Source organism: Pseudomonas sp. KCJK9000, from assembly GCF_046230725.1.
Taxonomy (GTDB): Bacteria; Pseudomonadota; Gammaproteobacteria; order Pseudomonadales; family Pseudomonadaceae; genus Aquipseudomonas; species Aquipseudomonas promysalinigenes.
The window spans coordinates 20,213-41,580 of record NZ_JBJJLN010000024.1 but is presented as its reverse complement, the minus strand read 5'-3'; the positions used below and the strand labels follow the sequence as shown (position 1 = coordinate 41,580).

At 60.9% G+C, this 21,368-nt stretch carries 22 protein-coding genes; 12 read left to right on the top strand and 10 right to left on the bottom strand.

The features are described from left to right. The first annotated feature begins 185 nt into the window (after positions 1-185). Positions 186-1,703, top strand: a complete 1,518-nt coding sequence (locus ACK59H_RS12825) for a SulP family inorganic anion transporter (RefSeq protein WP_060479059.1) — start codon at positions 186-188, stop codon at positions 1,701-1,703. A gap of 2 nt (positions 1,704-1,705) precedes the next feature. On the opposite strand, the gene ACK59H_RS12820 is transcribed toward ACK59H_RS12825, so the two are convergent. Both ACK59H_RS12820 and ACK59H_RS12815 read right to left on the bottom strand, forming a co-directional pair. Continuing rightward, complete coding sequence (locus ACK59H_RS12820; protein ID WP_225915507.1) at positions 1,706-2,767, bottom strand: hypothetical protein; 1,062 nt, start codon at positions 2,765-2,767, stop codon at positions 1,706-1,708. Positions 2,768-2,894: 127 nt separating this feature from the next. Further along, positions 2,895-3,539, bottom strand: coding sequence for a hypothetical protein (locus ACK59H_RS12815; protein ID WP_060479057.1), 645 nt, complete (start codon positions 3,537-3,539; stop codon positions 2,895-2,897). 368 nt (positions 3,540-3,907) lie between these two features. Here ACK59H_RS12815 and coxB point away from each other — a divergent pair, with 368 nt between their 5' ends. The 4 genes from coxB to ACK59H_RS12795 are packed head-to-tail and all read left to right on the top strand — an operon-like array spanning position 3,908 to position 8,149. Beyond that, positions 3,908-5,035, top strand: a complete 1,128-nt coding sequence (gene coxB, locus ACK59H_RS12810; protein ID WP_060479056.1) for a cytochrome c oxidase subunit II — start codon at positions 3,908-3,910, stop codon at positions 5,033-5,035. A 43-nt stretch (positions 5,036-5,078) separates the two neighbouring features. Beyond that, entirely contained in the window at positions 5,079-6,668 is a 1,590-nt protein-coding gene (gene ctaD, locus ACK59H_RS12805) for a cytochrome c oxidase subunit I (RefSeq protein ID WP_060479055.1), read from the top strand. Between the two features lie 10 nt (positions 6,669-6,678). Then, positions 6,679-7,245: a cytochrome c oxidase assembly protein gene (locus ACK59H_RS12800; protein WP_060479054.1), complete on the top strand. Its 567-nt coding sequence runs from the start codon at positions 6,679-6,681 to the stop codon at positions 7,243-7,245. A 16-nt stretch (positions 7,246-7,261) separates the two neighbouring features. Continuing rightward, positions 7,262-8,149 carry a cytochrome c oxidase subunit 3 gene (locus tag ACK59H_RS12795; RefSeq protein WP_060479053.1) on the top strand — a complete coding sequence of 296 codons (888 nt, stop codon included), beginning with the start codon at positions 7,262-7,264 and terminating at the stop codon, positions 8,147-8,149. On the opposite strand, the gene ACK59H_RS12790 is transcribed toward ACK59H_RS12795, so the two are convergent. Then, positions 8,150-8,353, bottom strand: a complete 204-nt coding sequence (locus ACK59H_RS12790; RefSeq protein WP_060479052.1) for a twin transmembrane helix small protein — start codon at positions 8,351-8,353, stop codon at positions 8,150-8,152. It lies immediately after the preceding gene. 49 nt (positions 8,354-8,402) lie between these two features. Between ACK59H_RS12790 and ACK59H_RS12785 the strand changes: the two genes are divergently transcribed. The 5 genes from ACK59H_RS12785 to ACK59H_RS12765 are packed head-to-tail and all read left to right on the top strand — an operon-like array spanning position 8,403 to position 12,286. Beyond that, positions 8,403-9,140, top strand: a complete 738-nt coding sequence (locus ACK59H_RS12785; protein WP_060479097.1) for an SURF1 family protein — start codon at positions 8,403-8,405, stop codon at positions 9,138-9,140. Continuing rightward, on the top strand, positions 9,109-9,690 hold the full coding sequence (locus ACK59H_RS12780) for a hypothetical protein (RefSeq protein WP_060479051.1): 582 nt from the start codon (positions 9,109-9,111) through the stop codon (positions 9,688-9,690). Before ACK59H_RS12785 ends, ACK59H_RS12780 begins: the two co-directional genes overlap by 32 nt. Positions 9,691-9,699: 9 nt before the next feature. After that, positions 9,700-10,779 (top strand): COX15/CtaA family protein, encoded by a 1,080-nt coding sequence (locus tag ACK59H_RS12775; RefSeq protein WP_060479050.1) that lies wholly within the window; start codon positions 9,700-9,702, stop codon positions 10,777-10,779. Further along, complete coding sequence (cyoE, locus tag ACK59H_RS12770) at positions 10,764-11,657, top strand: heme o synthase (protein ID WP_060479049.1); 894 nt, start codon at positions 10,764-10,766, stop codon at positions 11,655-11,657. Before ACK59H_RS12775 ends, cyoE begins: the two co-directional genes overlap by 16 nt. Next, on the top strand, positions 11,654-12,286 hold the full coding sequence (locus tag ACK59H_RS12765; protein WP_060479048.1) for an SCO family protein: 633 nt from the start codon (positions 11,654-11,656) through the stop codon (positions 12,284-12,286). The genes cyoE and ACK59H_RS12765 overlap by 4 nt, the downstream gene beginning before the upstream one ends. Positions 12,287-12,444: 158 nt before the next feature. On the opposite strand, the gene ACK59H_RS12760 is transcribed toward ACK59H_RS12765, so the two are convergent. The 3 genes from ACK59H_RS12760 to ACK59H_RS12750 all read right to left on the bottom strand — a co-directional run bounded on the left by ACK59H_RS12760 (position 12,445) and on the right by ACK59H_RS12750 (position 14,958). Then, a complete protein-coding gene (locus ACK59H_RS12760) occupies positions 12,445-13,215 on the bottom strand; it encodes a MetQ/NlpA family ABC transporter substrate-binding protein (protein ID WP_060479047.1) in 771 nt (256 codons plus the stop codon). A 64-nt stretch (positions 13,216-13,279) separates the two neighbouring features. Next, positions 13,280-13,951 (bottom strand): methionine ABC transporter permease, encoded by a 672-nt coding sequence (locus tag ACK59H_RS12755; protein ID WP_060479046.1) that lies wholly within the window; start codon positions 13,949-13,951, stop codon positions 13,280-13,282. Beyond that, positions 13,951-14,958, bottom strand: coding sequence for a methionine ABC transporter ATP-binding protein (locus tag ACK59H_RS12750; protein ID WP_060479045.1), 1,008 nt, complete (start codon positions 14,956-14,958; stop codon positions 13,951-13,953). The genes ACK59H_RS12755 and ACK59H_RS12750 overlap by 1 nt, the downstream gene beginning before the upstream one ends. A 225-nt stretch (positions 14,959-15,183) precedes the next feature. On the opposite strand from ACK59H_RS12750, the gene katE reads away from it, so the two are divergent. Beyond that, positions 15,184-17,313: a catalase HPII gene (gene katE / locus ACK59H_RS12745; RefSeq protein WP_060479044.1), complete on the top strand. Its 2,130-nt coding sequence runs from the start codon at positions 15,184-15,186 to the stop codon at positions 17,311-17,313. A gap of 77 nt (positions 17,314-17,390) precedes the next feature. Here katE and ACK59H_RS12740 read toward each other — a convergent pair whose 3' ends face one another. From ACK59H_RS12740 to zur, 4 genes are all read right to left on the bottom strand, one after another. Next, positions 17,391-18,098 (bottom strand): PA5502 family lipoprotein, encoded by a 708-nt coding sequence (locus ACK59H_RS12740; protein ID WP_060479043.1) that lies wholly within the window; start codon positions 18,096-18,098, stop codon positions 17,391-17,393. A gap of 127 nt (positions 18,099-18,225) precedes the next feature. Next, entirely contained in the window at positions 18,226-19,008 is a 783-nt protein-coding gene (znuB, locus tag ACK59H_RS12735; RefSeq protein WP_060479042.1) for a zinc ABC transporter permease subunit ZnuB, read from the bottom strand. After that, complete coding sequence (znuC, locus tag ACK59H_RS12730) at positions 19,001-19,774, bottom strand: zinc ABC transporter ATP-binding protein ZnuC (protein WP_060479041.1); 774 nt, start codon at positions 19,772-19,774, stop codon at positions 19,001-19,003. The genes znuB and znuC overlap by 8 nt, the downstream gene beginning before the upstream one ends. After that, a complete protein-coding gene (gene zur, locus ACK59H_RS12725) occupies positions 19,771-20,256 on the bottom strand; it encodes a zinc uptake transcriptional repressor Zur (RefSeq protein WP_060479040.1) in 486 nt (161 codons plus the stop codon). Before zur ends, znuC begins: the two co-directional genes overlap by 4 nt. A 66-nt stretch (positions 20,257-20,322) precedes the next feature. Here zur and ACK59H_RS12720 point away from each other — a divergent pair, with 66 nt between their 5' ends. Continuing rightward, positions 20,323-21,231: a zinc ABC transporter substrate-binding protein gene (locus ACK59H_RS12720; protein WP_060479096.1), complete on the top strand. Its 909-nt coding sequence runs from the start codon at positions 20,323-20,325 to the stop codon at positions 21,229-21,231. The last annotated feature ends 137 nt before the right edge of the window (positions 21,232-21,368 follow it).

The following is a 21,368-nucleotide window of genomic DNA, read 5'->3' as shown; positions in this document are numbered from 1 at the left end:
CCACAGCTGAACCTTGAATAGCCGGCTGCACCCGTCATGGGTGTGGCGCGGCCTTCGGCTGCCTTGCAAATGCCTTGACTGCTCTGCCGGCGATCACGCTGGCGGCCTGCGCCTGCGTGCGCGTCAGGGATCAACCGTGCTCACGGCCAGCGGGATGGCCGTGCGACAGAGAAAGGAGAAACAGGGTGAACATTACACAGTTGAAAGCGGCCCTGCCGCGTGAGTTGTTGGCGTCGGTGGTGGTCTTTCTGGTCGCCCTGCCGTTGTGCATGGGTATTGCGATCGCCTCTGGCATGCCGCCGGCCAAGGGCCTGATCACCGGCATCATCGGCGGTATCGTAGTGGGCTTTCTGGCAGGTTCGCCGCTTCAGGTCAGTGGCCCGGCAGCAGGCCTGGCGGTACTGGTTTTCGAGTTGGTGCGCCAGCACGGCATGGCCATGCTCGGCCCGATACTATTGCTCGCCGGTGTATTGCAGTTGCTGGCGGGGCGTTTGCGCTTGGGGTGCTGGTTCCGGGTCACCGCTCCGGCAGTGGTTTACGGCATGCTGGCCGGCATCGGCGTACTGATCGTGCTCTCACAAGTGCATGTGATGTTCGACACAGCGCCTCAGCCTTCAGGTCTGCAAAACCTCTTGGAATTTCCCGCCACGCTGAGCGCTGCATTGCCGCTTGAAGCTGCAGGTTCCGGGTGGATGGCCGGTGCGCTGGGGCTGGGGACCATCTTGATCATGTGGGCGTGGGAGCGGATGCGGCCTCAGAAGTTACGCTTCGTGCCTGGTGCTTTGCTGGGCGTGGCGACGATGACCGCCATCGCGATGTGGCTGGCGCTGCCGGTCAATCGGGTGCAAGTGCCGGCAGACCTGTCCGAAGCCATCGACTGGATCCGCCCTGATGACCTGATGAAACTGGCTGACCCGACCCTGCTGGTCGCAGCCTTCGCCCTGGCCTTCATCGCCAGTGCCGAAACGCTGCTGTCGGCAGCAGCCGTCGATCGCATGCACAGTGGTCAGCGTTCGGACTTTGATCGCGAGCTCTCGGCGCAGGGGGTTGGCAATATGCTCTGCGGGCTGCTGGGTGCCTTGCCGATGACCGGCGTGATCGTGCGCAGTTCTGCCAATGTGCAGGCCGGTGCGCAAAGCCGCGCTTCGGCCATCCTGCATGGCGTGTGGCTGTTGGCATTCGTGGTGGTTCTGAGCAGTGTGCTGCAGCAAATCCCCGTGGCCAGTCTGGCTGGCGTATTGGTGTACACGGGTATCAAGCTGGTCGATTTCAAAGCTCTGCGAGGCCTGCGTCGCTACGGCCGAATGCCGATGTTCACCTATGTGGCCACAGCCATGGCAATCATCTTTACCGACCTGTTGACCGGGGTGCTGTTGGGCTTCGCGCTTACCCTGCTGAAGCTGGCATTCAAGGCGGCGCGCCTGAAGATCAGCCTCGTTCAGCTTAAGACACAGGGCCATATGGAGCTGCGCCTGAGCGGGGCGGCGACGTTCCTCAAGGTTCCTGCGCTGACCCAGGTGCTCGATAGCGTACCGGCCGGAAGCACCTTGCATGTACCGCTGAGCAACCTCAACTACATCGACCACTCTTGCCTGGAGCTGCTGGAGGACTGGAGCAAGACCAGCGGCAGCACCCTGCGCATCGAGCAGCGAGGGCTCAAGCGCAGAGTGGAAGGCCGCTTGCGCAGTGTTGCCGGTACCTAAGGTCAGTTGCTGACCTCGGTCATGTCTGGGGCACTCGGCCAGGTTCCGGTGAGGTTCACGGTGCGGGTGCCACCCAGCCATTGGCTGGCGGGGGTGTTCCACTTGATCGACTTACGGGTGTTGGAGCCGATGTTGATGAACTCGGCGGTCAGCACCATTTCGGTGGCGGTCAGCGGAATCTCTCCAAAGCTTGCCGAGCTTCCGCCGATGACGGTTCTGGAGTCTTCCACCGGGCCGGTCGGCGTTTTGTACGACAGCGTGACTTTGGTTGTGTAGGTGGTGAAGGCCGACGCCTTGCTGTTGACCAGAAGGTTCAGCACACCCACCTTGCCCACCCAGCTTGGGATCAACACCCGGCCGCCTGCATACGAAGAAAAGGTATAGGCAATGGGCAGTGGATTGGTTGCCACCTCACCACTTCTGGCCGGCAGTGTATGGGTCTCGACCTCGCTGGAGTTGCTGGTGAACACGTAGCTGGCCTTGCCTTTGCCGCTGATGCCTTGCTCACCCAGCAGACGGTTCAGGCCGCTTGCGCTGCCGGCAACGGTGAAGCTCGCTTTGCTCTTCTTGGCTACAGCGTTCAGGCCGCTGCTTGCGTAGATGACCGAGGTCACCACGCCAAAACCCTCGGAGATGCCGGCGCTGGTGGCCATGTTCATCTTGCGCGCCTGCTCCAGCAGCCAGTCGTACTGATCATCGAGCACGGTCAGATTGCTGATGGCATGCTCACCGGCGATCGCGAACTCCGACGTCATGGAGTTCTCCTTATCGAAGGTCCATTCCAGCGCCGCCTCAGGTTTGACCTCGGCTCCGGTGCTCGGATCGAGGATGGTCCCGCCTACATTGGCGTTGATGCTTTTGCACGTCACCCCCGTGGATTTGAAATCCCACTTGCGGCTTTGTTGGTTCTTGCTGATTTCGACCCCAGGCAGGCAGTCTGCGACCAGCTTGAAATCGCCAGAATCGGAATCGATGATGCCGACCGCACCCGGTTTGATGGCGGGGTTCAGGCCCCAGTTGCCCCAGATCGTCCGGTAGGTGCCGCGCAGCAAGTCTGTGTACATCCGGTTTCTTCTGATCGTCATTGTCATCACCTCGGAATGAAATAGGCCGCCCTGAGGCGGCCGGATGACAGTAAGGATCGAAGGCGGTAGTCAGCAGCAGGAGCGCTTTCCCTAATCGCCTGGCCGTTCAGGCACTGGCTTGGCCGAGTTCAACGTTCAGCTGACGCGACAGGCACGGCCAGCGCTTCCAGGCCTGGCCTGTCTGCGGGCTGCTTAGGGCTTCACGGTAGGCCTCTACCGACTCGGCGGCGAAGCTTTCGTCGTCGAGCATTTCGTCCACTGAATGATGCACCACTTCATCGAGCTGGTTGGCGAAGGTTTCACCGATCAATTGGTGGGCAATAAGGTTGGCGACCGTTGTATCAACAGGAATCAGCGGCTGCTGGAAGTGACGGATGTACAGGTCGTTGACCTCTTCGACCAGGCGGTGGGCCAAATAAGCTTCATCGAGCAGGCAATCGAGCCCCACATGCCCCTGCATCAGGCTAGGGGGTTGCAGGAAGTACGCCTCTGCAATTTTTAGCACCGGCTTGATCTGCGACTCGATGCCGGCCTCGAGCGCCACCGTGTGGGCGGCTTCCAATAGTTCAGGTACTTGATCGATGTATGCGCCGACGAAACGCGCCAAGGTACCCTGCGCGTCCTGCTCAGGCAGTTGGATCGAGGGGTGCAGGTGGGGCAGTTGCAGCTCGAGACGCGCTTTCAGCTGGCCGGTGCGGCCTTCATGATCGTGGGCTTGGCTTATTTGCTCGCGTACAGCGGCGATGTTCATGACAACTCCAGGGACAAAACGTTTCATACGGAAGACAGTAAATTAGCTCGGTATACAGAATACCTAAGACGCATTTGTTATAAAATTCGCAAACGTGTGCGCTCTCAGGCATATAGCACCCTTTCTATATTCCCATAGCCCCTCAAACTCGGGCTTTTGCGCGATTCATGGTGTTTGGTGAAGTTCATTTCATGGGCGCCGTTGCGGGGCGTTGCCTGCTGTCTATACTCCCGTTGAACGTGATTCGTTGATGAGGCCCGACTGCTTTTGCAGGGGCTCGGTCGTCGAAGTCAGGCAGTCTTGACCGCCGTTCCCTCTTGCCGCAGGCCACGCCTCCGGGACAACAAGAACGAGAAGGGGAACCCGCAATGATGCGACATCCACCTGTCTGGATGGGCCTGCTGTTGTGGTCGGTTCTAGGTCAGGCCAGTGCTGCCTGGACCGTGAACATGCACCCAGGGGCGACGGACGTTTCCAACGCCGTGTTCGACCTGCACATGACCATCTTCTGGATCTGCGTGATCATTGGCATCGTGGTGTTCGGTGCGATGTTCTGGTCCATGGTCGTGCACCGTCGTTCCACGGGTCAGCAGCCGGCGCATTTTCACGAGCACACCTGGGTAGAAATTCTCTGGACCGTGGTCCCTTTCCTGATTCTGGTCGCGATGGCTATTCCAGCGACCAAAACCCTGATCGACATCTACGACGCCAGTGAATCGGACATCGACATCCAGGTCACCGGCTACCAGTGGAAGTGGCATTACAAGTACCTGGGCCAGGATGTGGAGTTTTTCAGCAACCTGGCCACCCCCGCCGAACAGATTCATAACCAAGCCCCCAAGGACGAGCACTATCTGCTGGAAGTGGACCAGCCACTGGTGCTGCCGGTCGGCGCCAAGGTCCGCTTTCTTGTGACGGCAGCTGACGTTATTCATTCCTGGTGGGTGCCGGCCTTTGCGGTCAAGCGCGATGCCATCCCAGGGTTCGTCAACGAAGCTTGGACCCGTATCGAAAAGCCCGGTATCTACCGCGGCCAGTGCACCGAACTGTGTGGCAAGGACCACGGCTTCATGCCTGTGGTGGTCGAGGTCAAGTCCCAGGCCGATTACGACACCTGGCTCGGCGAGCGCAAGGCCGAGGCCGCCAAGCTCAAGGAACTGACCAGCAAGGAGTGGACGCTGGACGAGCTGGTCGAGCGCGGCGACAAGGTCTACCACACCACCTGCGTGGCTTGCCACCAGGCCGAAGGTCAGGGCTTGCCCCCAATGTTCCCAGCGCTCAAAGGCTCGAAAGTCGCGACCGGGCCCAAGAAAGAACACCTGAGCGTGGTATTCCACGGTCGTCCAGGCACGGCGATGGCCGCTTTCGGCAAGCAGTTGTCGGAAGTCGACATCGCCGCTGTGGTGACCTACGAGCGCAACGCCTGGGGTAACAACAAGGGCGACATGGTCACGCCGAAGGACGTGCTCGCGCTCAAGCAGGCAGAAGCCAAGTGAACCGGGTTTTGCGCGGCAATCAGCCGATTGCAGGAGACAGAACATGAGTGCAGTGATCGACGACCACGGCCACGGCCATGAACACGCCCACGGCCCCGCCAAAGGGCTGATGCGCTGGGTGCTGACCACCAATCACAAGGACATCGGCACGATGTACCTGTGGTTCGCTTTCATGATGTTCCTGCTCGGCGGCTCGTTCGCCATGGTCATCCGTGCCGAGCTGTTCCAGCCCGGGCTGCAGATTGTGGAGCCGGCGTTCTTCAACCAGATGACCACCATGCACGGCCTGATCATGGTGTTCGGCGCGGTGATGCCGGCCTTCGTCGGCCTGGCCAACTGGATGATTCCGCTGATGATCGGCGCACCTGACATGGCCCTGCCGAGGATGAACAATTTCAGTTTCTGGTTACTGCCGGCGGCCTTTCTGTTGCTGGTGTCCACCCTGTTCACCCCAGGCGGCGGGCCCAACTTCGGCTGGACCTTTTATGCCCCGTTATCGACCACCTATGCGCCAGCCAGCGTCACCTTCTTCATCTTCGCCATCCACCTGATGGGCATCAGTTCGATCATGGGCGCGATCAACGTGATCGCCACCATCCTCAATTTGCGCGCGCCTGGCATGACCCTGATGAAGATGCCGCTGTTCGTCTGGACCTGGCTGATCACCGCATTCCTGCTGATTGCCGTGATGCCGGTGCTGGCGGGCGTGGTGACCATGATGCTGATGGACATCCACTTCGGCACCAGCTTCTTCAGCGCCGCCGGTGGCGGTGATCCGGTGCTGTTCCAGCACGTGTTCTGGTTCTTCGGTCACCCCGAGGTCTACATCATGATCCTGCCGGCGTTCGGCGCGGTCAGTTCGATCATCCCGGCGTTCTCGCGCAAACCGCTGTTCGGCTACACCTCCATGGTGTACGCCACGGGCGCCATTGCCTTCCTGTCGTTCATCGTCTGGGCCCACCACATGTTCGTGGTCGGCATCCCGGTGGTCGGCGAGTTGTTCTTCATGTACGCCACCATGCTCATCGCCGTGCCGACCGGGGTGAAGGTATTCAACTGGGTCAGCACCATGTGGGAAGGCTCGCTGACCTTCGAGACGCCGATGCTGTTCGCCATCGCCTTCGTCATTTTGTTCACCATCGGTGGTTTCTCCGGGTTGATGCTGGCCATCGCCCCGGCGGACTTCCAGTACCACGATACCTATTTCGTGGTGGCGCACTTCCATTATGTGCTGGTGCCCGGTGCAATCTTCGGCATCTTTGCCTCGGCCTACTACTGGCTGCCGAAATGGACCGGCCATATGTACGATGAAACCCTTGGCAAGCTGCACTTCTGGTTGTCGTTCGTCGGTATGAACATGGCCTTTTTCCCCATGCACTTCGTGGGGTTGGCCGGTATGCCGCGGCGTATTCCCGATTACAACCTGCAATTCGCCGACTTCAACATGGTTTCGTCGATCGGTGCTTTCCTGTTTGGCACCACCCAAATCTTCTTCCTGTTCATCGTCATCAAGTGCATCCGCGGTGGAGCACCTGCCCCGGCCAAGCCTTGGGATGGCGCCGAGGGGCTTGAATGGTCGATCCCCTCGCCTGCGCCTTATCACACCTTCCAGACTCCACCGCACGTGAAATAGGAGCGCTGTGATGAACAGCCCGTCGCTCAAACGCTTGGTCACGCGCCTGCTGATGCTGACGGTTGTGATGTTCGCCTTTGGTTTTGCCTTGGTGCCGATCTACGACGTGATGTGCAAGGCGTTCGGCATCAACGGCAAGACCGGCGGGCAGTACGAGGGCAGCCAGGTCAGCGACCCGACGCGTTCGGTAAGGGTGCAGTTCATGTCCACCAACGCCAGCGACATGGTCTGGGACTTCTACTCCACCGCCGACCAACTCGAGGTCAACCCTGGCGCGGTGAACCAGATGATCTTCATTGCGCATAACCCGACCGACCGGCCCATGAGTGCGCAAGCGATACCCAGTATCACCCCAGCCGAGGCCGCGGCGTATTTCCACAAGACCGAGTGCTTCTGCTTCACCCAGCAGGTGCTGCAGCCGGGCGAGCGCATCGAGATGCCCGTGCGCTTCATCGTCGACCGCGACCTGCCGGCCAGCGTGAAGCACCTGACACTGGCCTACACCTTGTTCGACATCACTGCGCGTCACCCGCCGGTCGCCCATGCCGCGGTACAGGACGTTCAGGGCGCCCGCTGAGGGAAGGAGAACAGCAATGGCAAGTCATGAGCATTACTACGTTCCGGCACAGAGCAAATGGCCGATCATCGCCACCATCGGTCTATTCATCACGGTGTTTGGCCTGGGCACCTGGTTCAACGACCTGAAGGCTGGCCATCCTTCGTCCCATGGGCCGCTGATCTTTTTTATAGGTGGGCTGTTCTTGGCCTATATGCTGTTTGGCTGGTTCGGCGCCGTGGTGCGCGAAAGCCGCGCCGGGTTGTATAGCCCGCAACTGGATCGCTCGTTCCGTTGGGGCATGAGCTGGTTCATTTTCTCGGAAGTGATGTTCTTCATGGCCTTTTTCGGCGTGCTGTTCTATGTGCGCGTGCTGGCCGGGCCATGGCTGGGCGGCGAAGGGCACAAGGGCATTAGCCATATGCTCTGGCCAAGTTTCGAATTTGCCTGGCCCTTGCTGAACACACCGGACCCAAAGTTGTTTCCACCGCCTAAGGAAGTGATCAACCCGTGGCACTTGCCACTGATCAACACCATCTTGCTGGTCAGCTCCAGCGTGACCATCACCCTCGCCCACCACGCGCTGCGCCGAGGCCACCGCGGTGCGCTGAAACTCTGGATGGCACTGACCATTGTGCTGGGGCTGTGCTTCATCGCGCTGCAGGCTTACGAGTATCACGAGGCCTACACCCAGCTGGGGCTGACGCTGGGTTCAGGGATTTATGGCGCGACCTTCTTCATGCTTACAGGCTTTCACGGTGCCCATGTGACCCTGGGCACGATCATCCTGATCGTGATGTTCGTGCGTATCCTGCGTGGCCACTTCAACCCTGACAAACATTTTGGTTTCGAGGCGGCGAGCTGGTACTGGCACTTCGTTGATGTGGTGTGGGTCGGTCTTTTCATCTTCGTCTACGTGCTTTGATCAGAACGGTGCATGTGACACCAACTGGCCACTGATCAAGCCCCAAGCGACCAGGCCGATGGTCAGGGCCGCCAGGGTCACTCGCACGGTCAGGGCTTTGAGCAGGCGGGTCGAGTGGTCATCGTCCTTGACCAGAAACACCAGGCCACTGAACAGGCTGGCGATCGTGGCCAGCAGCAGCAGGACTATCGCGGCCTTGAGCATGGCGCTTCTCCGGGGGGTGCGGTATGTGGACAAGTATAGCGAGGCGTCGGTGAGGCCGTTTCGCCCAGGCTGGATCCCGACCCTGGTGGTGCTCGCGCTGCTGCCGGGGTTGGTCGGGCTTGGTTGCTGGCAGCTAAGCCGCGCCGAGCAAAAGCGTGAATTGCTGGCGACCTACACCGCGCATGAAGTCGATGCCCCGCTGCCTAGTACTGAGCTACAGCAGACCCAGGACGCGGCGTTTCGACGGGTGCATCTTTATGGCCGCTTCGATCCCGAGCACAGCCTGCTACTGGACAACCGCATGCGTGACGGCCAGGCCGGCGTCGAGTTATTGCAGCCCTTCCATGACCAGGCCAGCGGGCTGTGGGTGCTGGTCAATCGCGGCTGGCTGGCCTGGCCCGATCGCCGAGTCCCGGTGTTTTTCCAGACACCCGAACAGGCCTTGGCACTGAGCGCGTCGGTCTATGTGGCGCCAGGTAGTACCTTCCAGCTGCACCCGGACCCGGTAGGCGGGCAGTGGCCGCATCTGCTCACTGCAGTCGACCCCGCACAGCTCTGGCAACAGCTCGAGCGCGAAGGTTATGCCCATGAGTTACGCCTGGAACCAGGCCCCGCGGCTTATCGGCTGCAGTGGCCGGTGGTTGCCATGGGCCCTGAAAAACACCTCGGTTACGCCGTTCAGTGGTTTGCCCTGGCCGCCGCGCTGGTGCTGCTCTACCTCTATTACGGCTGGCACAACAACAAGGAGAAACAGCATGGCCACCGCCACTCCACTGGGCCTGCCTGAACGTAGCAAGCCCAGAGCCCGCGGGCGTTTGCAGCTGATACTGATACTACTGGTGGTGCTCGGCCCGATGGTCCTGGCCACTTGCATGTACAAGCTCAAGTTCTGGGTACCAGAGGGGCGCAGCTACCATGGTGCGATGATTGGCAACGGCCAGAGCCGCGCCGATATCGGTATTGCTGGTGAGGATCAGCGCTGGCAGCTGCTGGTCAGCGCCCCGGCAGCCTGCGCCGAGGATTGTCAGCGCTTGGTGTACCTGGTGCGGCAGATCCAGGTGGGCCTGGGCCGAGATGCCAGCCGCGCAAGCCATGCCCTGGCGGCTGCTCAGCCGTTGGCCAGTGACTACCAGGCGCTGCTGACCCGTGAGTATCCGCAGCTGCAGCGCTATTCACTGGATGCCCAGCGCTATCTGCAACAGGTTGGCGAAGCCGGCCCACAACTGTGGATAGTCGACCCACACGGCAATCTTGTGCTGCGTTACGACGCCAAGGTCAACGGCAAGCACGTGCTCGACGACTTACGTCATCTGCTCAAGCTGTCCAACATTGGCTAGGAGCCTGCCATGGCCAGACCTGGATTCCGCCTCGCTGTGTTCGCCACCTTGCTGGCACTGCTGGTCGTTCTGCTCGGGGCCTACACGCGGTTGACCCACGCCGGGCTTGGCTGCCCCGACTGGCCCGGCTGTTATGGCTTTATCAGCGTACCCAAAAGCCAAGCGCAGCTTGCCCATGCCGAACAGCACTTCCCTGATCATCCGGTGGAAGAGGCAAAAGGCTGGGCGGAGATGGTGCACCGCTATTTCGCCGGTACGCTGGCGGTGGTGATCGCTATCCTGGCGGTGCAGGCCGTGCGCCGGCATGCTCATGATGGCCAGCCTTACCGCCTACCCGTGTTGCTGTTAGGGGTGGTGCTGGCGCAGGCTGCGTTTGGCATGTGGACCGTTACCCTGAAGTTATGGCCGCAGGTGGTCACGGCACACCTGCTTGGCGGCTTTACCACCCTTAGCCTGCTGTTCCTGCTGTCTCTGCGTCTATCCCGGGCCTTTGCGCCCTTGCCGAAGTTGCCGCTCAGCCTCAGGCGCATAGCGGCGCTGGGCTTGCTGGTGGTGATCGGCCAGATAGCCTTGGGGGGGTGGGTCAGCGCCAATTACGCAGCGGTTGCCTGCATTGACCTGCCCACCTGCCATGGGCAGTGGTGGCCTGCGGCAGACTTCAGCAATGGCTTTCACCTGACCCAGCACGTTGGCCCCAATTACCTGGGTGGGCAGCTGGACAGCGACGCGCGCACCGCCATCCACATGAGCCACCGCCTAGGCGCCTTGCTGGTGACCTGTGTGCTGCTGCTGCTGAGCTGGAAGCTACAGCGTTGTGGCCTGCCGGGTTTGGCGCGGTTGGTCCTGCTGGCGCTGGCCGTGCAGATCGGCTTGGGGCTGAGCAACGTGCTGTTCCACTTGCCGCTGGCTGTGGCTGTGGCGCATAACGCCGGCGGTGCGCTGCTGCTATTGAGCATGGTGCTGGTGAACTACCGCATTCGTGTGGTCGACAAGGTGCGGGCTGGGGTTGGCCATGGCTGGCGGTTACGACCGGTGGCCGAGGTCGGTATCACCCATCACATGAGGAACGATTCGTGGCGACGCTTCTGAGGACGAAGGGTGCGAGCTGGCGCGATTACCTGGAGCTGACCAAGCCGAAGGTGGTGGTGCTGATGTTGATCACTTCGCTGGCGGGCATGTTCCTGGCGACCCGTGCTGGGGTAAGCCTGAGCGTGCTGTTGTTCGGTAACCTGGGCATCGGCCTGTGTGCCAGCAGCGCAGCGGTGGTCAACCATGTGGTGGACCGGCGCATCGATGCGCTGATGGCACGTACCCACAAGCGGCCATTGGCCCAGGGCCGGGTTGGCCCGGTGTCGGCTTTGCTGTTTGCCCTGGCTCTGGCGCTGCTTGGCATGGGCTTGCTGCTGACATTCACCAACGCGCTGACGGCCTGGCTGACCCTGGCCTCCTTGCTGGGTTACGCGGTGCTTTACACCGGCTTTCTCAAGCGCGCCACACCGCAGAATATTGTCATCGGAGGCCTGGCTGGCGCCGCGCCGCCCTTGCTGGGCTGGGTTGCGGTAAGCGGCCATGTCAGTGCCGAGCCCCTGCTGCTGGTGCTGATCATTTTCGCCTGGACACCCCCGCACTTCTGGGCCCTGGCCATCCACCGCAAGCAGGAGTACGCCAAGGCCGAAATTCCGATGCTGCCAGTGACCCATGGTGAGCGTTACACCAAGCTGCATATCCTGTTGTACACGCTGATATTGCTGGCGGTGAGCCTGCTGCCCTACGCCATTCACATGAGCGGCCCGTTGTATCTGGCTTGTGCCCTGGCATTGGGCCTGCGCTTCCTGCATTGGGCCTGGGTGTTGTACCGTGGCAGCCGGCCGCACGCGGCGATCGCTACGTTCAAGTACTCCATCGGCTACCTGTTCGCGCTATTCGTCGCGTTACTCGTTGACCACTACCTATTGCTGAATCTATGACTCGAACCCAGAAAACCGTCTTCATCCTCGTTGCCTTGGTCGCGCTGATCATGGGCCTTACCGTCAACAAGGTGCTCAGCGGACGCGGCCAGGCCAACCCGGCCGAGCTGATCGACGCAGGCATCATCCTGCTGCCGCAGAGCCGCGCAGTGGCTGATGTAACCATGACCAACCAGAATGGCCAGCCGGTGCAGATGGACGAGCTCAAAGGCAAATGGTCACTGCTGTTCTTCGGCTACACCTACTGCCCGGACATCTGCCCGACCACCCTGGCCCAGCTGCGCCAGGTTAAGAGCGAGCTACCCAAGGAGGCCGTGGACCGGTTGCAGGTGGTGTTGGTAAGCGTGGATCCGAACCGCGACACGCCTAATCAGCTGAAGCAGTATCTGGGCTATTTCGACAAGGATTTCGTCGGTGTGGCCGGGACCATAGACGATACCCAGAAGCTGGCCAATGCCCTGAGCATTCCATTCATCCCCGCAGACACCAGCAAGCCTGGGTACACGGTCGATCACAGCGGGAACCTGGCAATCGTCGGGCCGGATGGGCGTCAGCGTGGGTTCATTCGTGCGCCGTTCAACAACCAGAAGCTGGTGGCGCAGTTGCCTGGGCTGGTAAAGCGAGACTGAGCGATTTTCGAGCGTTTCGCGGGTAAATCCGCTCCCAACGGGTCAGGGGCAAGCTTGGAGATAAGCCAACCTGTGGGAGCGGTTTAAGCCGCGAACACGGGCATAGCCCGTGCCGTACATTGCGTCGAACGCTTAGCGGGTAAACAAGCGCGTTCGGCTTAGAACGCAGGCACTACGGCGCCTTTGTACTTCTCGTTGATGAACTGCTTGACTTCAGGCGAGTGCAACGCCGCTGCCAGCTTCTTCATGTCTTCGGAGTCCTTGTTGTCCGGGCGCGCAACCAGGATGTTCACGTACGGCGAGTCGCTGCCTTCGATGGCCAGCGCGTCCTTCTCCGGGTTCAGCTTGGCTTCCAGCGCATAGTTGGTGTTGATCAGGGCGGCATCTACCTGAGTCAGCACGCGCGGGATGGTGGCCGCTTCCAGCTCACGGAACTTGATGTTTTTCGGGTTCTCGGCCACATCCTTCACAGTGGAGAGGATGTTCTTGTTGTCTTTGAGTTTGATCACCCCAGCTTTGTCCAACAGCAGCAGGGCACGGCCACCGTTGGTGGCGTCGTTGGGAATGACTACGGTGGCGCCAGAAGGCAGCTCGTCCAGCTTCTTGAGCTTGGTGGAGTACACGCCCAGCGGTTCGATGTGCACACCTGTCACGCTGACCAGATCGGTGCCCTTGGCTTTGTTGAATTCATCCAGGTACGGCTGGTGCTGGAAGAAGTTGGCGTCCAGGCGCTTTTCGGCAACCTGCACGTTCGGCTGGATGTAGTCGGTGAACTCCTTCACCTTCAGGTCCACGCCCTCTTTGGCCAGCTGGGGTTTGACGAAATTGAGAATCTCGGCGTGCGGCACCGGGGTGGCGGCCACGGTCAGGGTATCGGCGTGGGCCGAAAAGGCCGCAACGGCGGCAGCAACAGCAAGCAGCTTCTTCATTGATCACTCCTTGTGAGGGCCGCGACGGCCCCCGAACGGGTCGGCTTGGCCGACCCCATTGGGGTTACTTACGGGAAAAATGCACGACCAGTTTGTCGCCCACGCTTTGCAGGACTTGAACCAGCACCAGCAACAGCACCACGGTGACTACCATTACATCGGTCTGGAAACGCTGATAGCCGAAGCGGATGGCCAAATCGCCAAGGCCACCCGCACCCACCACACCGGCCATGGCGGTGTACGACACCAAGGTGATGGCGGTGACGGTAATGGCCGCGAAGATGCCCGGACGGGCCTCTGGCAACAGTGCGCTGGTAATGATCTGGCGGGTAGTGGCGCCCATCGACTGGGTCGCTTCGATGATGCCGCGGTCTACCTCACGCAGGGCAGTTTCGACCAAGCGCGCGAAAAATGGTGTGGCGCCCACTACCAGCGGCGGGATAGCGCCGGCCACCCCCAGGGAGGTGCCGGTGATCAATACGGTGATCGGGATCATCACGATCAGCAGAATGATGAACGGCAGCGAGCGCAGGATGTTGACCACCAGAGACAGCAGTGCGTAAACACCCTTCTGTTCAAACATCTGCTTCGGGCCGCACAGGAACAGCAGCACGCCCAGCGGCAGGCCCAGCAGTACGGTGAAGAACAGCGAGCCGAACAGCATGATCAGGGTATCGACAGTGGCCAGCCAGATTTCGGCCCAGTCGACATTGGCGAAGAAATTCAGAGCGTCCATCAACGCAGTACCTCCATATGTACGTCAGCTGCCGTGAAGCGGGCGAATGCCGCTTCCATGTCCCCACCAATCAAAGCGAGGGTCAGCTGGCCATAGGGGACATCCTTGATGCGGTCGATACGCCCGGCCAGGATGCTGTAGTCCACACCCGTTTCGCGGGCCACGGTACCCAGCAGCGGCGCGTAGGTGGCGTCGCCCTGGAACGTCAGGCGCACGATACGCCCCGGCACGTGGGCGAAGTCATCACGTTGCTCGCCTTCATCGACCTGCTCGTCTTCCTGGACGAAACGCTTGGTGGTGGGATGTTGCGGGTGCAGGAACACCTCGGCCACCGAGCCTTGCTCGACGATCTGCCCAGCATCCATTACTGCCACGCGGTCGCAGACCCGGCGGATCACGTCCATTTCATGGGTGATCAGCACGATGGTCAGCTTCAACTCACGGTTGATTTCGGCCAGCAGTTGCAGCACCGATGCAGTGGTTTGCGGGTCGAGTGCGCTGGTGGCTTCGTCGCACAGCAGAATCTTCGGGTTGGTGGACAAGGCGCGGGCAATGCCTACACGCTGCTTTTGCCCGCCCGAAAGCTGAGCCGGAAACTTTTTTGCATGATCCGACAGGCCCACGCGGGCCAGCAGTTCTGTGACACGTTTGTCTATCTGGCTGCGCGACAGCTCACCGGCCAGGGTCAGCGGCAGCGCGACGTTGTCGGCGACTGTCTTGGACGCCAGCAGGTTGAAGTGCTGGAAAATCATCCCGACCTGCTGGCGGAAGCCGCGCAGCTGATTGGCGTTGAACGCCGTAACGTCCTCGCCGTCGACGATGATCGTGCCCCCGGAAGGCTCTTCCAGGCGATTGATCAGGCGCAGCATCGTGCTTTTACCGGCACCGGAATGGCCTATCAGGCCGAATACCTGGCCATCTTCGATGGTCAGGGTGGTCGGATTCAGTGCGGGGATTTCCCTACCGGCGACGCGGTAGGTCTTGTGTACGTTTTGGAACTCGATCACGTAGCGAACCTTGTGGGGCGCATGGAATTTGGGTCAGCGGTTGGCTGGGTCGCGCATTTTAGCCTTTTCCCATAGCTGTTCTTAGCATTTATTTCGTATTGGACCAATGCTTCGGGCATATGGCGACAATCGGTATTTCAGATTGAACGCTCGGTGAAGGGTTCCAGTCACTACTAGAACTAGCCCACCCAGGGCACGCCTGAAGACTGACGAGGAGAACCGATCATGCCCAGCAAGAAGCCGGATACGCCCAAGCACAGCGAGGCGGCAGGTACTCAAACCCCTGACCGGGCTAATACCAATGCCAAACTGCAGAGCCTGGAGGCTTTTCGCAGCGACGCCACAGGCCAGGCGCTGCGCACCAATCAGGGAGTGAAGATTGCCGACAACCAGAATAGCCTGAAGGCCGGTGCCCGCGGCCCCTCGCTGCTCGAAGACTTCATCATGCGTGAGAAGATCACCCACTTCGACCACGAGCGCATCCCTGAACGTATCGTCCACGCCCGCGGGACCGGCGCCCACGGCTATTTCCAGAGCTATGGTTGCCACGCCGAACTGACCAAGGCCGGCTTCCTTCAGGACCCTGAAAAGATCACCCCGGTTTTCGTGCGGTTTTCCACCGTACAAGGGCCGCGTGGCTCCGGCGATACGGTGCGCGATGTACGCGGCTTTGCTGTAAAGTTCTACACCGATGAAGGCAACTTCGATCTGGTGGGCAATAACATGCCGATCTTCTTCATCCAGGACGCGATCAAGTTTCCCGACTTCGTGCATGCGGTCAAACCCGAGCCGCACAACGAGATGCCCACCGGCGGTTCAGCCCATGACACCTTCTGGGATTTCGTTTCGCTGGTGCCTGAATCTGCGCACATGGTGATGTGGGCCATGTCCGACCGCGCCATCCCACGCAGCCTGCGTATGATGGAAGGCTTTGGCATCCACACGTTCCGCCTGATCAACGCACAGGGCGTGGCCAGTTTCGTCAAGTTCCACTGGAAACCACGCCAGGGCGTGCACTCGGTATTGTGGGACGAGGCGCAAAAGCTTGCGGGGAAAGACACCGATTATCATCGCCGCGACCTTTGGGAGGCCATCGAGACGGGCGATTATCCAGAATGGGAACTGGGGGTGCAGATCGTGCCCGAGGCCGACGAGCACAAATTCGACTTCGATTTGCTCGACCCGACCAAGCTCATCCCCGAAGAGCTGGTGCCCGTCACCCTGCTTGGCAAGATGGTGCTCAACCGAAACCCTGACAACTTCTTCGCCGAAACCGAGCAAGTGGCTTTCTGCCCAGGCCATATCGTGCCGGGCATCGACTTCACCAACGACCCACTGCTGCAAGGCCGTTTGTTCTCCTACACCGACACCCAGATCAGCCGCCTGGGTGGGCCGAACTTCCATGAAATCCCGATCAACCGCCCGGTCGCGCCCAACCATAGCGGCCAGCGCGATGCCATGCACCGCATGACCATCGACAAAGGCCGTGCCTCTTACGAGCCCAATTCCATCGATGGTGGCTGGCCCAAGGAAACCCCACCTGCCGCACAGGACGGCGGTTTCGAGAGTTATCAAGAGCGTATCGACGCGCACAAGATCCGCCAGCGCAGCGAATCGTTTGGCGATCACTTCTCCCAGGCCCGGCTGTTCTTCAACAGCATGAGCCCTACCGAACAGCAGCACATCATCAAGGCCTATAGCTTTGAACTGGGCAAGGTAGAGCGCGAATACATCCGCCAGCGCGAAGTGGACGAGATCCTGGCCAACATCGACCTGAAACTGGCGGCGGCCGTAGCGGCCAACCTGGGCTTGTCGGCGCCCAAGCAAGGGTCTGTCGCGGTCAAGGAAAGCAAACTCAAGCAATCGGCTGCCCTCAGCCAGATGAACCACCCCGGTGATGTGGGCATCAAGGGGCGCAAGATCGCAGTGCTGGTGACCGATGGCGTTGATGGCGCCAGCGCAGACAAGCTGATCAAGGCGCTAGAAGCACACAGCGCCCGACCTATGCTGTTGGGGCCGACCTCGGCGCCGGTGAAAACGGCAGATGGCAAGCAACTGACGGTGGATGCGTCCATGGAAGGCATGCCGTCGATCATGTTCGATGGCATCGTCGTGCCCAAAGGTGCGGACAAGGGGCTGCTTTCGAGCGGGTTGTCCAAGCACTTCCTGCTCGAAGGCTACAAGCACCTCAAGGCGATGGTGCTGACCAAGGATCTGCTCACGGGGCTTGGGCTCAAGGAAGACAAAGGCCTATTGCTCGGTGACGAGCAGAAAACCCTGGATGCCTTCGTCAAAGCGGTTGAAGGGCATCGAGTGTGGGAGCGCGAAGCCGCGGCTGAAGCGGTACCAGCCTAAATGGACCAAGGCCGCCCTTACAGGATCTGTAAGGGCGGCCTTTTATCGCCAAATCCAGGGCAGCATGCCCAAGGTACTCAGCGCTGATGCGGTACTAGCACCACTTGGGCTGGCATCGAGCGTTGGATCTCATGTTTCTGCTTGAGCTCGAAGCTGCTGTCTAGCTTGTGCACACGCTTGGCCAACAAATTCTTCAACCAGGGCGCGTCCTGCGTGCGCGGTACTTGGAAGACCACGTCGCAACCATAATTGACTACGTCTTTAGCGATGTCGTCGAGTTGGCGGCGCATGGCCTGGATATCAGTGGTTTTCAGTGCAATGACCGTGCTCGGTGCCGTAGGGTCGATCACTCGCGCCTGGGGCTTGGCCTCAGCGGCCTTCAACGCCGCCTCGGCCTTCTCCAGCTCGGCCTTGCGTGCCTGGCTTACGGCGTCACCACCAGTGACGGCCGGCGCCTGTGGCATCAACGCACGTGCCCGTGCCAGGGCGGTGGCGGCGGCATTGACATCGCCCTTCTGCAGCACGATCTGGCTACGCGCCAGATAGGCTTCGGCCAACTGGCGTTGGTTTTGCTCCAGGCGTGGGTCATCAGGTGACTGCGCTTGTAGGGCGGTCAACTGGTCTTCGGCGGTGGCCAGCTCATTGCTGGCGATGCTCTGTTGCAGCTGCTGCCAGGCATCGACTTGGGCAGGTACATCGGCCTGTTCGACCGGCGCACTGGAACAAGCGGCCAGGAGCAGGGAAAACGCGGCAACAAGCAGATAACGGGATGCGAACGGCTTCATTCCTGCGACTCTCTATTTGCGCAAAAAGCGAGCAAGTCTACACCCAGGTGCGCACGCTCGAAAATAAGTCTTACAGACCCTTTACCTGGGAAAAGGTTGCAGGGTACACCGGGATGTACCCTGATCGTCAGCGTTTGGGCAGGGCCAGGCTCAGCAAGAATAGCACTGCAGCGCAGACCACGATCGATGGCCCGGCAGGGGTGTCCTTGAACCAGGACATGGCCAGGCCACCGCAGACGGCAGTGATGCCCAGCAGGCTCGCGCCCAAGGCCATCTGCTCGGGCGAGCGGGCGTGACGCTGAGCGGCCGCAGCGGGGATGATCAGCAGCGAGGTGATCAGCAGCACGCCGACAATTTTCATGGCCACGGCAATCACCACGGCGATCAGCAGCATCAGCGCCATACGCAGGCCCGCCACCGGCAGCCCTTCGACCATGGCCAATTCTTCGTGCACAGTGATTGCCAGCAACGGCCGCCATAGCAGCGCGAGCAGCACTAATACCAACGCGCTGCCGCCCAGGATCCAGCCCAGGTCACTGGTGCTTATGGCCAGAAGATCGCCGAACAGGTACGCCATCAAGTCGATGCGCACGTCATGCATGAAACTCAGCACCACAAGGCCCAGTGACAGGGTACTGGGGGCGAGGATGCCGAGCAGCGTGTCGGAGGCCAGCGGCTGACGTTGCTGCAAGGTCACCAGCAGGATCGCCAGCAGCAGACAGCCCACGGTCACGGCCAAGGCCGGGCTCACGTCCAGCACGAAGCCCATGGCCACGCCCAACAGTGCGGCATGTGACAGGGTGTCGCCGAAGTACGCCATGCGTCGCCACACCACGAACGATCCGAGCGGGCCCGCCACCACTGCCAGAGACAAACCCGCAAGCAAGGCGTAGAGAAGAAAATCAGCCATGCTTGCAGTGCTCTCCGTGAACATGGGTGTTGGGGGCAATCACCGAGCCGTGCAGGTCGTGACTGTGGTCATGATGGTGGTGGTAGACGGCCAGGCTTGGCGCGTTCTGGCCGAACAGTTCGACGAAGGCCGGGTCGTTGCTGACTTGCTCGGGGTGGCCCGAGCAGCATACGTGGCGATTCAGGCACACCACCTGATCGGTAGCGCTCATCACCAAGTGCAAGTCGTGGGAAACCATCAACACGCCGCAGCCGTGACGGTCGCGTAGGCGGGTGATGAGGTTGTACAGCTCGGTCTGGCCGACCACGTCAACGCCCTGCACAGGTTCATCGAGTACCAGCAGTTGCGGCTCGCGCAGTAATGCCCGCGCCAGCAGTACGCGCTGCATTTCGCCGCCGGAGATGGTCTGGATCGGGCTGTCGATGACCTGCTCGGCGCCGACTTCCTGCAATGCCGACAAAGCCGCCGCGCGGTCGACCCCCGGCACCAGGCGCAAGAAACGCAACACCGAAAGCGGAAGCGTGGCGTCGACCTGGATCTTTTGCGGCATGTAGCCGATGCGCAGCTTGGGCTTGCGCCAGACCTTGCCGCGGTGGGGCTTGAGCAGGCCGAGCACTGCCCGCACCAGGGTTGTCTTGCCGGCACCGTTGGGGCCTATCAAGGTTACGATCTGGCCAGGCGCCACGGCCAAATCGATGCTGTCGAGCACGGCCTCGCCGCCAAAACTGACGCCGACCTGCTCCAGGCGGATCAGGGCGTCACTCATGCCGCACTCCGGCAGTTGGCACACAGGCCGACGATTTCAACGGTTTGGGTCTCGACGCTGAAACCCACGTCTTTGGCGCTATCGGTGATGGCGCTGCTGATGCTGTCCTGCTCCAGTTCGATCGCCACGTGGCATTCACGGCAAATCAGGAATTGACCCTGGTGAGCGTGCTCGGGGTGGCTGCAACCAATGAAGGCGTTGAGCGATGCGATGCGGTGCACCAGGCCGTTTTCCAGCAGGAAATCCAATGCTCTATATACCGTGGGTGGCGCGGCGCGGCGGCCATCCTGCTCACTAAGCACTGCCAGGATGTCATAGGCGCCCAGCGGTTTGTGGCTCTGCCAAACCAGCTCCAGCACGCGCCGGCGCAGTGCGGTCAGGCGCAGGCCCTGGCGCGTGCACAAAGCATCGGCCTCGGACAAGGCGCTATGCACGCAATGGGAATGATCGTGGGGACGGTGAGCCAGCGGCGTGATGGACATGGGCAGCGACGGTTCTGGATAGAGACGTTATTATGTTACCTGTTTCTGACGAGTCGAGTATTGATCGTGTCCCGATTCCTAGTGCTTTTTGTCGCTTTCATCGCCTGTTCAGCCCAGGCTGATGTGCGTGTATTGACCAGTATCAAGCCCCTGCAACAGATTGCCGCTGCCGTGCAGGAAGGCGTTGGCAGCCCGGATGTTTTGCTGCCCCCGGGCGCATCACCACACCACTACGCCCTGCGCCCCTCGGATGTGCGCAAGGTTGGTGATGCCGACCTGCTGTACTGGATCGGCCCTGACATGGAGAGTTTCTTGCCACGGGTGCTCGGTAGCCGTAGCAAGCCTACTGTAGCCCTGCAATCCCTGGCGGGCATGCAGCTGCGCCATTTCGGCGAGGACAGCCATTCCCACGAGCAGGCCGATCATGACGACCACGATCATGATCATCGCCCAGGCAGCCTGGACGCTCACCTTTGGCTGTCCTCGGTCAATGCCCGGGTGATCGCGGCGAAGATGGCCGCAGACCTGGCGGCGGTCGACCCGGGCAATGCCGCGCGCTACCAAAGCAACCTTAAGGGCTTCACCGAGCGCCTGGATGCACTGGATGCGCGGATCAAGGCGCGGGTGGCCGGTATCGCTGGCAAGCCGTACTTCGTGTTCCATGAAGCCTTCGACTACTTCGAGTCGGCCTATGGCCTGCAGCACACCGGCGTGTTCAGTGTGGCGTCGGAAGTTCAGCCCGGTGCTCAGCATGTGGCTGCGATGCGCAAGCGCCTGCAGGAAGTGGGTAAGACCTGTGTGTTCAGCGAGCCGCCGCTGCGCCCGCGCCTGGCCGAGACGCTGACCGCTGGACTTCCAGTGCGTCTGGCCGAGCTGGATGCCCTGGGGGGCACAGACCCGGTGGATGCCAAGGGCTACGAGCGCTTGCTCGAAAAGCTCGGCGATGACTTGGCGGGGTGCCTGGAACAGCTATAAGCCTTGGGTTTTTCTTCGGCTGTGAGATCGAGCGCCGCCCGCGCGGCGCATCGCGAGCTGCGCTCGCTCCTACGTCTGTTTCGGGCCAATTATGCCTGTGGGATTTGCGCGCGAACGCCTTGGCGCATGACGCAATA

Excerpts from the sequence above, each read along its gene's own strand:
- ACK59H_RS12815 (WP_060479057.1), bottom strand. The coding sequence starts at position 3,539 with ATGAACATCGCCGCTGTACGCGAGCAAATAAGCCAAGCCCACGATCAT.
- katE (WP_060479044.1), top strand. The coding sequence starts at position 15,184 with ATGCCCAGCAAGAAGCCGGATACGCCCAAGCACAGCGAGGCGGCAGGT.
- ACK59H_RS12755 (WP_060479046.1), bottom strand. The coding sequence starts at position 13,951 with ATGGACGCTCTGAATTTCTTCGCCAATGTCGACTGGGCCGAAATCTGG.
- znuB (WP_060479042.1), bottom strand. The coding sequence starts at position 19,008 with ATGGCTGATTTTCTTCTCTACGCCTTGCTTGCGGGTTTGTCTCTGGCA.
- ACK59H_RS12760 (WP_060479047.1), bottom strand. The coding sequence starts at position 13,215 with ATGAAGAAGCTGCTTGCTGTTGCTGCCGCCGTTGCGGCCTTTTCGGCC.
- ACK59H_RS12790 (WP_060479052.1), bottom strand. The coding sequence starts at position 8,353 with ATGCTCAAGGCCGCGATAGTCCTGCTGCTGCTGGCCACGATCGCCAGC.
- znuC (WP_060479041.1), bottom strand. The coding sequence starts at position 19,774 with ATGAGTGACGCCCTGATCCGCCTGGAGCAGGTCGGCGTCAGTTTTGGC.
- ACK59H_RS12795 (WP_060479053.1), top strand. The coding sequence starts at position 7,262 with ATGGCAAGTCATGAGCATTACTACGTTCCGGCACAGAGCAAATGGCCG.
- ACK59H_RS12820 (WP_225915507.1), bottom strand. The coding sequence starts at position 2,767 with ATGTACACAGACTTGCTGCGCGGCACCTACCGGACGATCTGGGGCAAC.
- ACK59H_RS12775 (WP_060479050.1), top strand. The coding sequence starts at position 9,700 with ATGGCCAGACCTGGATTCCGCCTCGCTGTGTTCGCCACCTTGCTGGCA.
- ACK59H_RS12765 (WP_060479048.1), top strand. The coding sequence starts at position 11,654 with ATGACTCGAACCCAGAAAACCGTCTTCATCCTCGTTGCCTTGGTCGCG.
- zur (WP_060479040.1), bottom strand. The coding sequence starts at position 20,256 with ATGTCCATCACGCCGCTGGCTCACCGTCCCCACGATCATTCCCATTGC.
- ACK59H_RS12800 (WP_060479054.1), top strand. The coding sequence starts at position 6,679 with ATGAACAGCCCGTCGCTCAAACGCTTGGTCACGCGCCTGCTGATGCTG.
- ACK59H_RS12780 (WP_060479051.1), top strand. The coding sequence starts at position 9,109 with ATGGCCACCGCCACTCCACTGGGCCTGCCTGAACGTAGCAAGCCCAGA.
- ctaD (WP_060479055.1), top strand. The coding sequence starts at position 5,079 with ATGAGTGCAGTGATCGACGACCACGGCCACGGCCATGAACACGCCCAC.
- coxB (WP_060479056.1), top strand. The coding sequence starts at position 3,908 with ATGATGCGACATCCACCTGTCTGGATGGGCCTGCTGTTGTGGTCGGTT.
- ACK59H_RS12740 (WP_060479043.1), bottom strand. The coding sequence starts at position 18,098 with ATGAAGCCGTTCGCATCCCGTTATCTGCTTGTTGCCGCGTTTTCCCTG.